Below are 13,382 nucleotides of genomic sequence, written 5' to 3' on the forward strand. Positions count from 1 at the left end.
TTATCCATAGCGTACAAGATATTTTTGCAAATATTCAATACAAAAAGCTTTATACTTTTCATTCGTAAGAAGGTATTTTAATTTATAATCAACTAAATAATCAAAATACAGCACCTCATCGTTAAAAAGATTTGAAGTTTTGCAGAGTGCTAAGGCATGATATTCAAAAATGTTAAAATAATTAAAGTTATTCTCTTGAATTTCAGATTGACTAAATCCGAAATATTCAGGATGACTCAATAATGGATGTCCCGTCTTTTTGATTTGTTCATTTAAGGCTTTAATTTTCATCTTTTTATACGTTTTATTAAAGACCATTGTGAAAATATGGCTACAGTATTTTTGTATGATTGACACTAACTCAGGGGTCTCTTTTTGAACATTATGCAGATAAATATCCATATATTGAACCATTTTATATATGGATCCTACGAGAACAAATTTGACATTTCTTACATTTGAAAAAATTGTTTGTGCTAATTGCATATCCATCTCATTTAAACAGCACGCATTGATACATAGATCATATTTATTTGCAATACGATGAATGAACGCAATAAATTCTTTATCTTCAAGATTTTTCTTAACTGCTGCAAATCCTATAGTATCTTTACAATAGAGATCTTTCATTTTTGCGACATCAATAGGCGCTCCAAGGCTATCATAAAACGTATATTCTAAATAATGTTTATCTTCACGATCGACTACATGAACAAAAGCAGAAGGTAGTATTTCCTGTGTATCTGCTCGCGTAAACATAATCCTATCAGATTTCCCAACATATTCATCAGGAACATCGTATAAAATCCCTCGCATATCGGCATCAAAAACACGCCCATTGTGAGCTTTCATCTCTTTACATGTAATCGTATCGATTTTTGTATCATTAAACCAAACATCGATTTCATGCACCGTATGAATCAAGGCTCGCCCTTTACCATAATCCATCGTTTTAACAATAGCATCAATACACCCTGCCAATGAAAAAAGCCATCCTTTGTACACAGAGAGAAGATCAACCATCTTTTGATAGTGTGATGCTTCATCAGGGGCATACCGCACTTCGATTGGTGCGATCGTGATCTCTTGAACCAGCATCATAGACTGAGCAATATGCCAGATCACTTGATCAAAAATCTCCTCTTTACGCTTCGCTCTTATTTCTTCAATGGCTTCCAATAAATCGCGCATCGTCTCCGTAGTCACTTCGTGCTTAGCCTCTAAGGAATCACATGTGTGTGCTACTTTTAAAAAAAGCGTTTCCACCTCATGTTGTGTTGCGTGAAGATATGCCTCGATGGACGTGACTTTATCCACGACATTTTGGGTAATCGCCACAATGTCTTTTGGAGAAACGTGAGAAAGTTTTACAGCCCTTTTTGGACTTTTTTGTTTTACATGTAAAGAGAGTGCTTTTTCAAAAGGAAGCTCAATAGCCCCAAAAATACGTGCTCCGCCTTCGGTGGCATTGATCGTCTCCATGCGTGCTTTGGCTTCAGCAATATCTTTTTCAAAAAATCCTCGAAACATATTCCAAATTGCTGTTGTCTTAACTTTGCCTTCTCCACCGTATGCCACGGTCCAGCCATCAATCTCGCTCTGTTTGACATTATCTTCACCAAAGACATGTCCACTCGCATGGCTTTTACCATCCTTTCCATACGCCAAATCTTGCCCGATAAGAATGCACGTTTTAAAATGACTATGAAAAATGAGTTCATACGCCATATTCGCAGCACTCATACCGATGCCAATGTATCCCCACTCTTTAGGCCCTGTGACGCGCATATAGCCTAAAGGGCGCAAACTGATGATCACATCGCTACTGTGCACACTGTCGATCACTTCAGCATGTTGCAATGAACTAAGCACCGTTATGACACCCTTCATTGCCTCTTTGGGCGTCTCTTGAAAAAAACGACTGGTAAGCGCCACGCGTTCTATTGAGGTAACAACATCGGGCTTAATCCCATGTTTGCTTAAGATCGGTAAACTCGCATCGACGGCAAATATCCGCACATACGGAGCAATTTTTTTAAGATGAGGAAGTTGTTTTGCAAGCGAAGGACCCGTGGATACAAGCACAGCAACATCCGTCGTACCTACTTTTTTGATTAGGTCAAAAAGAGGTGGGGTATGTGGAATGGAGGGAAGATTGGTCATATGATGTTTAAGTCCGATCAAGGCATCTGTCGTATCATTCCCAGCCAAGACAACGGCATGATGGATAGTTTCGATAAACAGATGATTGCTACGATGAATCAATTCGTTAAACTCCTCATAAAAAGGAGTCATTACATGTAAATAGTACACTTTAGCATACCGCTGTTGCTCAAGTTCTTTAAAGAGTGGCGCAATGGATGGAAAATCCAGTTGATCTTGCGCTAAGATCACCAAACGTCCTTCACGTATCTCTTGTGTAAAATCAATCATATGCAACACAATATAAGCAATCTGAGGATCAGGTTCAATGACTACAATGCGTTTAAGACGCTGATTTGAGAGTAAATATTTCAACAACACACCATTTCCTAAACCAAAAAAATAGAAATAGGGGTACTCTTGAAATACTTCAAAAGAAGCCATTTGCGCAGCAATCGCTACGTTAGGAGCGGTGTCATAAAGTGGTTTAAACAACGTTGTATGCACAAGGTTGAGACTCTCTATGCTATTTTCATCCATGAAAACTTCGTAATGAAGGGGCGTCTCTTCTAAAGGCAACATCGAAGCAAACAGTGGATTGATCTGTTGCAAAGCTGAAAAATTAATTTCGTAAAAAGACATTCAAACCCTTTGTTATAATAATGGATAAAACCCCTATCGTGCATACCTAACGCATTAAAGCAAAAACCATGCCGATAAAGCATAAAAAAAGGGGTTAGTGAGTTACCTCACCAACCCCTGAACGTATCTAAAGCCGCTACGCAACCTTAGGCACTGTTACTATTGTAACAATGTCATAACGTTTTGTTGAGCAGCGTTTGCTTGACTCAACGCATAACTTCCTGATTGCGCAAGAATGTTATATTTTGAGTAGTTAGCAGATTCTGTTGCAAAGTCAACGTCACGGATTTGAGATTCCGCGGATGTAACGTTTACTTGAGTTACAGAGATGTTACTGATCGTTGATTCCAATTGATTTTGAACAGAACCGATATTTGCACGAATGCTATCAAGTGACTCTTGTGCTGTTTGAGCAATTTTGATCATCGCTTGTGCGCCTGCATACGTTGTAACACCCGCACCGATATCATCGCCTGCCCCAACAGCATTGCTATTGGTAAAGGCACCCATAGCTTCAGCCACAGCAGAGCTGATCGTACCCATCATATCTTTAAGACCAACACTTTTTTGGTTTGCAGAAGTATCAACAGTGACAGATCCAGTTATTGTAGTAGAATAATTAATATCAGCTGCACCTGATTTTGTCAATGTTAAACGACCCGCATAGGTACTATCGGCAACATGACCTTGCGCAGTAAGTCCTGCGACGTCTATCGCACGACCATCGCTTGAGGTAAGCTCTAAGGCACCCTCAGAGTTGACGCTAGCACTTACACCCGTTGTTGCAGAGTATTGATTGATCGCATCAACTAGCGTACCGCTACTATCGTTCGCTTTAACATCAAGAGAAGAGGCAATCGTAACACCATTAATCGTGATCGTACCTGTCGTACCTGAAGTAACCGCAGCAGTACCTGTTTGTGTCAAACTCCAACTTGCACTGACACCTGTTGCATCGGTACTTTTATTGATCTCAGCCGCCAATGCACCTACACCTGTTCCTGCACTGGTACTGATAACAACGGAAGAAAGCGTAATGTCTGCACCCGATGCTGATGAGAAGGTCATCGTCACTTTACCCGTACCAGTCATCATCTCAGTCGTTTCAAAACGCGTTTGACCGATTTTATCAGAACTCGTTGCACCGATACTCATACTGATGGTTTGGTTCGCATACGCACCGATTTGGAACTCCGCGTTCGTAAAGTTACCTGAAAGCAAGCTTTTACCGTTGTACGAAGTGGTAGAAGCGATGTTGTCAAGTTCTTCCATCAAAGAAGCGATGTCTGATTGAAGGGCTTTACGAGAACTTGTACTTTGACCATCTTGCGCCGCTTGGGTTGCTTTGGTTTTGATGGTATCAAGAATGCTAATTTGCTCATCCATCGCACCATCCGCAATTTGAGCGATAGATACACCATCGTTCGCATTAGAGATTGCTTGGCTAAGAGAATTAGCTTGTGAACGAAGAGAGTCAGCAATGGACATACCTGATGCATCATCAGCTGCAGAGTTGATTCTCAAACCTGAAGACAATTTAGCGAGTGAATCGCTCAAACTGTTACTTGTTTTGTTAAGGCTGGTTTGCGCAGCAAGCGCTGCAACGTTTGTGTTAATACGGAAACTCATGATAAATCCTTTTATCTTTAGGTATTTCGCGGGCGTCCTTGCCTTTGATGAAAACAAGATCGGAGTCTGACAAAAAAACTTTAACATCACCTGCTATTTTTAAAAAGATTTTTTTTAGATAGAATACACAAAAATGTTTACATGTAAAGATGGAAAAGAATTGAAAAATCTCATTATTGTCGAATCCCCGACTAAAGCAAAAACGATTAAGAATTTTTTAGGTAAAGAGTATACTGTTGTTGCTTCCAAAGGACATATCCGCGATCTTCCCAAAAGCAGTTTTGGCATCAAGATCGACAACCAAACCTTTACCCCAGAGTACCGCATCCCCAAAGATCATGCGGTGGTGGTTAAAGAGATCAAAGATCTTGCCAAAGTTGCGGATCAAGTCTATATCGCGACCGATGAGGACCGCGAGGGTGAGGCGATTGGTTTTCATATCGCTACTGCCATTGGTAAAGACCCTCAGTCGCTTCCACGCATCGTTTTTCATGAGATTACCAAAACGGCGATCACGCATGCACTTGAAAATCCTAGGGTTTTAGATGTAAGCAGTATCAATGCCCAACAAGCAAGGCGCTTGCTAGATCGCATCGTGGGCTACAAGCTCTCTCCACTCCTCTCTTCCAAAATCCAAAAAGGACTTAGTGCAGGGCGCGTTCAATCGTCCAGCCTTAAAATCATCGTCGATCGTGAAAAAGAGATAAGAGCGTTTGTTGCCGAAGAGTTTTGGAGTATCGATGCGCTGTTTAACACAACCATTGAATCCTCTTTGGTCGAGTTTGAAGGTGAAAAAATCGATAAAATGACGATCAGCAATGGTGAGCGTGCCCACGCGATCAAAGAAAAACTGCTTAAAGAAGCGTTTAAAGTAGCCCTCTTAGAGAAAAAAGAGCGTGAAAGTTCCCCAAGTCCTGCTTTTATGACATCCACGCTTCAACAAAGTGCCTCCAGTAGTTTAGGATTTTCGCCTAAAAAAAGTATGATGATCGCGCAAACCTTGTACGAAGGTGTCAAGACGCATCAAGGGGTTATGGGTGTCATTACGTATATGCGAACCGACTCTTTGAACATCTCCAAAGAGGCAATCGAAGCGGCGCGTGATCAGATCAAACAAAACTATGGCGATGCGTATCTGCCTGAAAAACCACGTTTTTATGCCAACAAATCTAAAAGTGCCCAAGAGGCGCACGAAGCGATTCGTCCGACCATTTTAGAGTTTACCCCTAAAATTGCACAAGAGTATCTCAAACCCGATGAGCTCAAACTCTATACACTGATCTACAACCGCTTTTTAGCGTCTCAAATGAACAATGCACGTTTTGAATCCCAAACGCTGATGTTTGAAAGCAACAGTGGAAAGTTCAAAGCCAGCGGTCGCAAGCTCCTTTTTGATGGTTTCTATAAAGTGTATGGCGATAATGACAAAGATAAGCTTTTGCCAGATCTCGCCCTTGGACAAGAGGTTAAACTCTCTAAAATTGATGCGAATCAGCACTTTACCGAGCCCCCATCACGCTACTCAGAAGCGAGTCTCATTAAAAAACTAGAAGGTCTTGGCATTGGTCGTCCCTCAACCTATGCACCCACCATCTCGGTTTTAACGGCGCGTGATTACATTACGATTGAGAAAAAGCAGATCATTCCCACCGAAATTGCCTTTCAAGTGACCGAGCTTTTAGAAAAGCATTTCCCCCAAATCGTTGACTCCTCGTTTACCTCTAACATGGAAGAGAGACTCGACCTCATTGCGGAAGACAAAGAGGATTGGCAGGCGATTTTATGGGAATTTTATGAGCCTTTTGAAGCACAAGTCGCCAAAGGCAAAACGGACATCGAAAGCCAAAAAGTGGTCGTTTTTACGGGTGAAATGTGTCCAGAGTGTGGTAAAGAACTCGTCAGACGCAAAGGGCGTTTTGGAGAGTTTATCGCATGCAGTACCTATCCTACATGTAAATACACCCAAAACCTTAAAAAAGTGAGTGAAAGTGCTCCTAAGGAGAAAATAACCCTTGCCGTTCCTTGTCCAGAATGCGGAGGACCGATCTTAGAGCGCAGTTCTCGCAGAGGTAAATTCTTTGGTTGCGGTAACTATCCAAAATGTAAATTTATCTCTAACCACGAACCAACAGAGAAAAAATGCCCTGAATGCGGCTACATTATGGCAAAACGAGAGTTGCGTAAAAAAGAGATTTTTGAATGTATCAAATGCAAACACAAAGTTGACGCGTAAGCCGTTTTCAAAGATAAACCCCCACGCACCCTTGGTGCTTGACTGCGTGCAACCTCATTGGTACGCAGTCTAAACTTTACATGTAAGGAATCTTCACCTATGAAAAAATCAATTTTTTTATGTTCTATTTGCAATATCTCCAGTGGAAGCTGCGCCGAGGATTGTGGATTTTGCACGCAAAGTGCGCACCATCATGCCGATATTGAACGTTACAAATATAAACCCGTAGAGCAAATTGTCTTTGAAGCACAAAGTGCTGCAAGCAATGGCGCTTTAGGATTTTGCCTCGTCACCTCAGGTCTGGGATTGGATGAGAAAAAACTCTCCTTTGTCTGCGAAGCGGCACGCGCTGTACGCTCAGTTCTACCTGAGATTCACCTCATTGCCTGTAATGGTATGGCAAATGTTGAGCAACTTCGCGCCCTTAAAGAAGCTGGCGTCAACTCGTACAACCACAACCTTGAGAGCTCTCAAGCGTTTTATAAGGCGATCTGCACGACGCATACATGGGAAAGTCGGTATGAAACCTGTTTACATGTAAAAGAATCAGGGCTCTTCTTGTGCAGTGGTGGCATCTTTGGTTTAGGTGAAAGCAAAGAAGATCGCGCTTCGTTTATACAAAGTGTCAAATCACTGAACCCTGAGACGATGCCACTGAATTTTTACATCCAAAACCCCGCACTTCCCCTCAAAGCCAACCCACTGAGTGAAGCAGAAGCGTTAGACATTATTACCCAAGTAAGAGCAGCGCTGCCAAACACCAGACTGATGGTTGCAGGAGGGCGAGAGACTACGTTTGTAAGCCCTGATTGCGATATATTTGCAGCAGGTGCTGATGCTATTGTGATTGGTGACTATCTGACCACCAAAGGTGAGCTTCCTAAAAAAGATCGCGAGATGATCACACGATTAGGATACGACATTGCGATAAGCTGTCACGCGTAGCAGATGTACTGCTACGCTCTACCTAAAACTTTCAAACTAACTTCTATACTATTCTTCTCTCTAATATAATAACGCTTACAATTTATGAAGCATGCAAAACAAAATTTGATATACTATTTTATTACGAATAAAGGATGCCTATGAGTAAAGAGACCGTTACCCTTATCGACAATCGTACGGGCACAGAGTATGAATTTCCGATCCTTAAGTCAACACTAGGACCTGATGTTGTAGATATTTCTACATTCTATGGTAACACAGGGATGTTTACGCTTGATCGCGGCTTTACCTCTACGGCAAGCTGTAGGTCACGGATTACCTACATTGATGGGGACCTTGGTAAGTTGATGTACCGCGGTTACGACATCGCCTATTTGGCAACTAAAAAGTCGTTTTTAGATACCGCTTTTTTACTGCTGCATAAAGAGCTTCCCAATAAAGATGAGTATAAAAACTTTTTACTAGAGCTTAAAAAGCGCTCTTTTATTCATGAAAGTATGCGTAAACTCTTTGATGCGTTTCCTGATAATGCCCATCCAATGGCGATTCTCTCCGCGGCAGTTTCAGCGCTTTCAACCTTCTATTTTGATCACCTCGATATGGACTCACCCGATCAAGCCAAAGAGATGGCACACCGCATCATTGCAAAAATACCAACGATAGCGGCTTTTTCATACCGCTATTCTCAAGGTTTGCCGATTATCTATCCTGACTTAGACAAAGGCTTTACGGAGAACTTTTTATACATGATCCGAGGCTATCCTCATCACCATATTGACCTCAAACCAATTGAAGTCAAAGCACTGGATACGATCTTTACCCTGCATGCAGACCATGAGCAAAATGCTTCGACCACCGCTGTTCGTGTCGTCGCATCGACGCATGCACATCCGTATGCGGCCATTTCAGCGGGTATTGGTGCTCTTTGGGGAAGAGCGCATGGAGGCGCTAACGAGTCGGTGATTCGTCAACTTGAGCTCATTGGCAGTGTTGAAAATGTGGATAAATATATCGCAAAAGCGAAAGATCCTAATGATCCATTTAGATTGATGGGCTTTGGTCATAGAGTCTATAAAAACTTTGACCCACGTGCAACGATTTTGAAAAATCTTCAAAAACAGTTGGTCAATGATCTCTCTATCAACAGCGAATTGATGGAAGTGGCACACCGAATTGAAGAGATTGCGCTCAATGATGAGTACTTCATCAAACGTAAACTCTACCCCAATATCGACTTTTATTCAGGGCTTATTTTGCAAGCGCTTAAAATCCCTAAAGAGATGTTTGCCGTGATCTTTGTGATTGGGCGAACACCTGGGTGGATCGCACAATGGCTTGAACTGAAAGAACAACCCGATATGAAGATTGCACGTCCTCGCCAACACTATCTTGGACCGCTTGAGCGTACGCCTAAATACGATCTCTAACACCCGTTTACATGTAAGGATTTGTCCTTACATGTAAGACCTTTTTCCTACTTCAATTTAACGATATATCCACCATTAAATGCTTGCAAATCATAACGATAATGCCCATCGAGTAAGAGTGCAATGCGGTAAAATCCATCGTGACTTCCCAGTGTTGCAGAGACAAAAGGCGCTTGGTTAAACACTAAATTTTTCGTTCCATACGCATTGACTTTTTTAAAATCAATCACGACTTTATAAGGATCCGCAATGAGAAAATCTCGGATTTTACTCTCTTTGGTAAAAATAGTGATCTCGTTTTGATGGATAAAAAAGGAGAGATCTTCATTTAACTTAAAGGTGTTACCAGTGTTTGCACTAACCTTTGTTGTGGGTTTTTCTTCTTTAAGAAGCGGTGCAGGGGGAAGATCTTTTTTCTCAATTGACGGGGGTGTCACAACTGGTACACTCGGTTTAGACGCATTGGTTTCGGTTTTTTGACTTAATAGAAGCGGTAAATGCCAATCAACATTCTGCTCAACCGCAACAATCTCTTCACTGATAGATCCATCTAAATTTTGAAAGGTCACCGAAGCACTTTTTAAAATACGTGCACTACTAGGAAGGGTGAGTGTGGTACTTTTGAAGTCTGTTAATTCGTCTTTAATTTGCGTGGTTTTCCCTACCGTTTGAGGAGACATGCTTGTCTCAAAAGGATTTTCTCTCGCCTCTAATATCATTGCAAGAGATAGAAAAAGCCAAAGAATCTTCTGCATCTGCTCTCCTTAATTATCGATCAGGGTCCAATTGTCGCAATTCAAAGTACTCTTTTTGTAACACAGCGTTCTCATCTTTGAGACTTTTGATTTTTGAAGTTAACGTGTCTTTGTCGGCTTGGAGATTTAAAAGCACATCGAGTGAGCTTTTTCCAAACAGAACATCTCCGATATACAATCCAAAGCCAACAACCAAAACCACTAACGATAAAATTTTGAGATAAAAGAGAGCAGATCTTCCGCTCTCTTCGGCTTCATCGTCAAATTCGTCTAAAACATCACTCATTGAGCAAAGAGTTGTTTTCCTATGTACTCACCCAATTCAAGCTCTTTATCGATCTCTAATAAGCGGTTGTATTTAGCGGTTCGTTCACCTCTGGCTGTTGCACCTGTTTTGATTTCACCGGTGTTAAGCGCTACCGCAAAATCAGCGATAAACGCATCTTCGCTCTCACCACTTCTATGACTCATCACACATTTGTAGTTGTTACGTTGTGCAAGACGGACGGTTCGCATGGTTTCACTTACCGTTCCAATTTGATTGGGTTTAATCAAAATGGCATTACCAATGCCTTTCGCAATACCTTCGCCTAAGATTTTCTCATTCGTTACAAAGAGATCGTCACCAACCAATTGAATTTTTGAACCCAATTTTTCGGTTAGAAGTTTCCAGCCATCCCAGTCATCTTCACTCAATCCATCTTCGATCGAAACAATCGGGTATTTTACGCAAAGGTTCTCATAGTAAGCAACCAGCTCAGCACTGCTCAGCGTTCTTTTTTCAGAATCAAGCTTATAACCACCCTCGCACACAAGCTCACTACTGGCAACATCCAGTGCAATGGCAATATCAATGCCCGGTTTATACCCCGCTTTTTCAATCGCTTGCATAATCACTTTAATCGGTTCTTCATTGTCTTTGAGGTTTGGTGCAAAACCACCCTCATCACCAAGCGCTGTGCTCTCACCCATGCCTGCAATGATTTTTTTCAACTGATGATAGACTTCAACACACGATCTAAGTGCTTCAGAAAAATTCTCAAAATTAAGCGGCATAATCATGTACTCTTGAAAATCAACGCTGTTATTCGCGTGGCTTCCACCATTGATGATGTTAAACATAGGTGTTGGAAGTGTCATCGCATTGCTTCCACCAAGGTAACGGTAGAGCGGAATGCCAAGGCTCATAGCAGATGCGCGTGCAACCGCCATAGAGACACCAAGGACGGCATTGGCACCTAAGCGTCCATAATTTTCCGTTCCATCAAGATTTTTCATCGTCTCATCGATCAACGCTTGATTAAAGGGACTAAGGCCAATGAGTTCATCTGAAATTTCTGTATTCACATTTTCACACGCTTTAAGGACACCTTTGCCCATATAGCGACTGTCACTATCTCTTAATTCTAACGCTTCTCGTTTGCCCGTACTTGCACCACTGGGTACGATTGCAGTGGCAACGGTTCCATCGCTTAGGGTTACTTTGGCGCGTACCGTTGGATTGCCACGACTATCGAGTACTTCGTCTGCTGCAATATCTTCGATATAGATCATTCATCTTCCTTTATCTCATCGGCACCACACGTCATAACCATCGCATTACCACCGATTGCTTGTTTGATTTTCTCTTCAATTTCTAACGCTAGCTCTTTATTCTCTTTTAAAAATGCTTTTACATTCTCGCGACCTTGCCCCAATTTTGTCTCATTGTAACTAAACCAAGCGCCGCTTTTATCGATGATGTCCAACTTGACACCGTAATCGACCATTTCGCCCTCTTTTGAAATACCTTCGCCGAACATAATATCAAACTCTGCTTGACGAAACGGAGGGGCTACTTTATTTTTAATAACTTTGGCTTTGACTCTGTTACCAATCTGCTCTTCACCTTGCTTCAACGTCGCGATTTTACGGACATCAATACGCACCGAAGCGTAAAATTTAAGCGCATTTCCACCGGTGGTTGTTTCAGGTGAGCCATAGCCCATCGTGCCGATTTTCATACGAATTTGGTTGATAAAAATAACCGTCGTATTCATTTTATGCACGACTGCGGTGAGTTTGCGAAGGGCTTGACTCATGAGTCTTGCTTGAACGCCCATGTGCGAATCGCCCATATCGCCTTCAATCTCACTCTTCGGGGTCAATGCCGCTACGGAGTCGATAACGATCACATCTACCGCGCCACTGCGTGCGAGTGTCTCCACAATATCAAGGGCTTGTTCACCAAAATCGGGTTGCGAAACCAAAAGGTTCTCGATGTCTACGCCCAAATTGCCTGCATATTTCACATCCAGCGCATGTTCAGCATCCACAAACGCACAAATACTTCCTTTTGATTGCGCTTCTGCAATGATTTGAAGCGATAATGTCGTTTTTCCTGAACTCTCTGGTCCATAAATCTCAATAATACGACCTTGTGGAATACCACCAATGCCAAGGGCAAGATCCAGTCCAATCGAACCCGTGCTAATAGAGGCAATGGGTTCAACCACTTTATCGCCTAATCTTACCAGTGCCCCTTTTCCAAACGCTTTGTCGATCTGTTTGATCGCAAGATCAAGTGCTTTTCTCTTATTTTCATCGATTTGCATTGTACTACCTCTTTTATAGTGTTATTATTTTATCATTTTGAGCTTGAAAAAGCCCTTTGAAGCAATTCTATACGATTTTTGCAAAAGCGGTTCAAAATATTTCAATATGGAATATGTTAGAATAATCCTAACTCTTTTGCAAGGATGCTTTTGAAAACCTTAACTGTAGCACATTCGCCCGATGCTGATGATATTTTTATGTATTATGCCATTAAATTTGGCTGGGTGAGCACTCCTGATGTGACCTTTGAAAACCTCGCTTTAGACATTGAAACACTCAATGTGGAAGCGCTGAAAAACAGTTATGACATCACCGCGATTAGCTTTGCGCTTTACCCTAAAATTCGCAGTGAATACGCACTGTTACGCACGGCGGTTAGCTTTGGAGAAGGCTATGGTCCCAAACTGGTGAAGCAAAAAGAGACTAAACTCAAACGCAATTTTAAAGTCGCTCTGAGTGGAACCCATACGACCAATGCGCTTTTATTTAAAATCGCCTATCCTGAAGCGCGCATCGTCTATAAAAACTTTTTAGAGATCGAGCAAGCGGTACTGGAAGGCGAAGTGGACGCGGGGGTTTTGATTCATGAGAGTATCCTCAATTTTAGCGATGAACTGGTCGTAGAGCGAGAACTCTGGGACATCTGGAAAGAGCTGTGTAAAGAGGAGCTTCCGTTGCCACTTGGCGGTATGGCGCTTCGTCGTTCGATGCCCATTTCGCGAGCGATTGTCTGTGAATACGCACTCATTCAAGCCGTAGATGTGGCACACACGCACCAAGGGCTTCTCTCTAAAATGTTGCTTGAGCGAAACCTCGTTCGAGTCGACCAAGCAACATTGAAAAAATACCTTGGACTTTATGCCAACGAACACTCCATCGAGATGAACGATCTTCAGTACCAAGCGATTGACACGCTCTTTGAGATCGGCTTTAAACATGGCTTTTACGACCAATCCATCAAGGCACGTGACTATCTTATTCCCAAAGAATACACCGCGTTGAGGAATAGCTGAT

The 13,382-nt window shown here is 42.1% G+C and carries 10 protein-coding genes; 4 read left to right on the forward strand and 6 right to left on the reverse strand.

Features of this window, described 5'->3' with window-relative positions:
* Positions 1-2,784, reverse strand: a complete 2,784-nt coding sequence (locus tag JU57_RS06610; protein ID WP_294876361.1) for a 6-hydroxymethylpterin diphosphokinase MptE-like protein — start codon at positions 2,782-2,784, stop codon at positions 1-3.
* 159 nt (positions 2,785-2,943) lie between these two features.
* On the reverse strand, positions 2,944-4,413 hold the full coding sequence (locus JU57_RS06615) for a flagellin B (protein WP_037958622.1): 1,470 nt from the start codon (positions 4,411-4,413) through the stop codon (positions 2,944-2,946).
* 160 nt (positions 4,414-4,573) lie between these two features.
* Between JU57_RS06615 and topA the strand changes: the two genes are divergently transcribed.
* The 3 genes from topA (at position 4,574) to JU57_RS06630 (ending at position 9,018) form a co-directional block, all read left to right on the forward strand.
* Positions 4,574-6,646, forward strand: a complete 2,073-nt coding sequence (gene topA, locus JU57_RS06620; protein ID WP_294876366.1) for a type I DNA topoisomerase — start codon at positions 4,574-4,576, stop codon at positions 6,644-6,646.
* A 99-nt stretch (positions 6,647-6,745) separates the two neighbouring features.
* A complete protein-coding gene (locus JU57_RS06625; protein ID WP_037958629.1) occupies positions 6,746-7,591 on the forward strand; it encodes a biotin synthase in 846 nt (281 codons plus the stop codon).
* A gap of 140 nt (positions 7,592-7,731) precedes the next feature.
* A complete protein-coding gene (locus JU57_RS06630) occupies positions 7,732-9,018 on the forward strand; it encodes a citrate synthase (protein WP_037958631.1) in 1,287 nt (428 codons plus the stop codon).
* A 47-nt stretch (positions 9,019-9,065) separates the two neighbouring features.
* Here JU57_RS06630 and JU57_RS13720 read toward each other — a convergent pair whose 3' ends face one another.
* The 4 genes from JU57_RS13720 to recA are packed head-to-tail and all read right to left on the reverse strand — an operon-like array spanning position 9,066 to position 12,361.
* The gene (locus JU57_RS13720; protein WP_051906678.1) at positions 9,066-9,773 is read right to left on the reverse strand and encodes an AMIN domain-containing protein; all 708 of its coding nucleotides are present in this window, start codon (positions 9,771-9,773) and stop codon (positions 9,066-9,068) included.
* Between the two features lie 13 nt (positions 9,774-9,786).
* Entirely contained in the window at positions 9,787-10,059 is a 273-nt protein-coding gene (locus JU57_RS06640; protein WP_025346251.1) for a septum formation initiator, read from the reverse strand.
* On the reverse strand, positions 10,056-11,327 hold the full coding sequence (gene eno, locus JU57_RS06645) for a phosphopyruvate hydratase (RefSeq protein WP_037958634.1): 1,272 nt from the start codon (positions 11,325-11,327) through the stop codon (positions 10,056-10,058). The genes JU57_RS06640 and eno overlap by 4 nt, the downstream gene beginning before the upstream one ends.
* A complete protein-coding gene (gene recA, locus JU57_RS06650; protein ID WP_294876440.1) occupies positions 11,324-12,361 on the reverse strand; it encodes a recombinase RecA in 1,038 nt (345 codons plus the stop codon). Before recA ends, eno begins: the two co-directional genes overlap by 4 nt.
* 150 nt (positions 12,362-12,511) lie before the next feature.
* On the opposite strand from recA, the gene JU57_RS06655 reads away from it, so the two are divergent.
* Positions 12,512-13,381, forward strand: a complete 870-nt coding sequence (locus JU57_RS06655; RefSeq protein ID WP_037958639.1) for a menaquinone biosynthesis family protein — start codon at positions 12,512-12,514, stop codon at positions 13,379-13,381.
* Position 13,382 lies beyond the last annotated feature (1 nt).

Source organism: Sulfurospirillum sp. SCADC, from assembly GCF_000743525.1.
Classification (GTDB): Bacteria; Campylobacterota; Campylobacteria; order Campylobacterales; family Sulfurospirillaceae; genus Sulfurospirillum.

Bases quoted from the DNA above. Each gene is read 5' to 3' on its own strand.
- JU57_RS06640 (WP_025346251.1), bottom strand. From the start codon at position 10,059: ATGAGTGATGTTTTAGACGAATTTGACGATGAAGCCGAAGAGAGCGGA.
- JU57_RS06655 (WP_037958639.1), top strand. From the start codon at position 12,512: ATGCTTTTGAAAACCTTAACTGTAGCACATTCGCCCGATGCTGATGAT.
- JU57_RS06615 (WP_037958622.1), bottom strand. From the start codon at position 4,413: ATGAGTTTCCGTATTAACACAAACGTTGCAGCGCTTGCTGCGCAAACC.
- JU57_RS06625 (WP_037958629.1), top strand. From the start codon at position 6,746: ATGAAAAAATCAATTTTTTTATGTTCTATTTGCAATATCTCCAGTGGA.
- eno (WP_037958634.1), bottom strand. From the start codon at position 11,327: ATGATCTATATCGAAGATATTGCAGCAGACGAAGTACTCGATAGTCGT.
- JU57_RS13720 (WP_051906678.1), bottom strand. From the start codon at position 9,773: ATGCAGAAGATTCTTTGGCTTTTTCTATCTCTTGCAATGATATTAGAG.
- JU57_RS06610 (WP_294876361.1), bottom strand. From the start codon at position 2,784: ATGTCTTTTTACGAAATTAATTTTTCAGCTTTGCAACAGATCAATCCA.
- JU57_RS06630 (WP_037958631.1), top strand. From the start codon at position 7,732: ATGAGTAAAGAGACCGTTACCCTTATCGACAATCGTACGGGCACAGAG.